General features: G+C 76.8%; 1 pseudogene. It reads left to right on the top strand.

Annotation, left to right across the window (positions count from 1 at the left end):
* Positions 1–1,888: pseudogene (locus HCJ92_RS24520) on the top strand (hypothetical protein); the annotation flags it as partial.
* Between the last annotated feature and the right edge of the window lie 112 nt (positions 1,889–2,000).

Genomic DNA, 2,000 nt, shown 5'->3' with positions numbered 1-2,000 from the left:
ACGGCGCCGGGCCCGCGCAGAGGGGCCGACGCCGCAGGCACAGCCCGGGGAGCCGATGGCGCTGCCCGGTCCGCAGGGCTACGAGCAGCAGGAGCAGCATCCCGTCGGTGAGACGGGCGGCGGCAGGCGCCGCCGCGCCGGCGCGGCGGCGGAGCCGGAGCAGCCGGCCGAGAGCGCGCAGCAGATCCCGCAGCAGTCGGCCGGCGAGCAGCCCTCGGGGCGTCGGCGTCGGGCCGCGCCGGAGGGAGTGCCGTCCGGGGTGCACGGCCCGGACACCGCGGCGGGCCCCAGCGGCGGTGTCGTGATGCCGCCGCCCGAGGAGCCGCAGTCGGTATCGGCGGATCCGTACGCGGCGGCCCCGGCGCTGGCCGGGGTGCCGGCCGAGGCGCCCGAGGAGGCGGGCCCGCCCGCTCCGTCGCCCGCTCCGCCGGTGCAGGAGGAGCCGGGCGCGGCGGTGCCGCCCGAGCCCGAGCAGCACGGCGCGGTCGGGGGGTTCGCGGTGTCGGCGGACGGTGTCGCCGACTCGGAGGTGCAGCACGGTCCGCACGCCGGGGGCGTTGTGGGTCCGTCCGAGCAGGCACCGGAGCAGGTACCGACGCCAGCCGCTCCGGCCCCCGTTCCGGCAGAGGTACCCGACGTACCGCAGCAGCCCTCAGCGGAGGGGGAGGCGCCGGCGCGCGGGGACCACTCGCGGGTCGCCGCCAGCCCGATACTGTCCGGTTCGCTGCCGCAGCAGGAGAGGCCCCGTCACCAGCAGTCGCTCCCGATGCCGGGCAGCGAGCGGAGCGGTGCCCCGCACAGCTCGGGTGTGAGTGTGCAGACGCTCGGCCAGGGCATCCCGGTCTCGCAGCTGACGCAGCACGAGGAGCAGCGGGCGGCGGAACAGCAGGCGGCGATCGGACCGCTGATGGGCGCCGTGCCGACGTCGAGTCCGGGCAGGCGGCGCAAGCTGGGCAACCCGGCGGCCGACGACACGCGGGTGAGCGCGGCAGGGGCGATCCCGCCGGCCCCGGGCACGGACGGGGTGGGTCGGCAGTTCGCCATCGGCGCTCCGGCCGAGGGCTCGGAGGAGGGCCCGGAGCATCTCGACGGCCCCGGGGGCGCGGTCGAGGTCACGGCGGCGCGGGCCCCGGCGGACGACGCGGAGTTGCCACCGGAGCCGCTGGACAACCCGCGGCGGCTGCTGGTGTGGCCGGAGCCGGACGTATCCACACAGCAGGCGCTGACCGAGCGCGGCTACCGCCCGGTGCTGGTGCAGTCGCGCCAGGAGGTCGACGCACAGATCGCCGCCTATCCGGCCGCGCTGTTCGTCGACCCGTTGACGGGGCCGATCACCCGGACCGCGTTGCAGTCGCTGCGACAGGCGGCGGTTGCGGCCGGGGTGCCGGTACTGGTGACGGCGGGTCTCGGACTGGCGAGCCGGGACGCCGCCTACGGGGCGGACCCGGCGGTGCTGCTGAAGGCTCTCGCGCCGAGGGACAGCGAGCAGCACCCGCCGCGGGTGCTGCTGGTGGAGGAGCGGCAGCCGATCGCCGACGCGCTGTCGATGGCGTTGGAGCGCCGTGGCATGCAGGTGGTGCACGCCGCGGCCGACGCCGAGGCGATGGAGGCCGCCCAGCAGTTCCGCCCGAACCTGGTCGTCATGGATCTGGGGCAGGTGCGGCGGCGCCGGGTCGGACTGATCGACTTCCTCCGGGTGCACGACGCGTTGGCGCGGACGCCGTTCGTCGTCTACACGGCGGCGGAGTTGGACCCGGCGCGGTTGCCGCAGCTGGCGTCCGGCGAGACGGTGCTGTTCCTGGCGGAGCGGTCCACGAGCGACGAGGTCCAGGCACGGATCGTGGACCTGCTGGCGAAGATAGGGGCAGGTTCGCTGCACGGCCAGTGACCTGCTCCGGCGATCACCGCCGGGCGCGGAGCCGGTCCGCCGCGAACCACCGGCCGACCCGGGGCGGCCGAAGCGCCCGACCGCGGGTGGTACCGGCGGCACGCTTGCGTGC

This window comes from Streptomyces spiramenti, assembly GCF_012034385.1.
Lineage (GTDB): Bacteria > Actinomycetota > Actinomycetes > Streptomycetales > Streptomycetaceae > Streptomyces > Streptomyces spiramenti.
The sequence above is the reverse complement of the archived record's forward strand: the minus strand, read 5'-3'. Positions and strand labels throughout refer to the sequence as shown.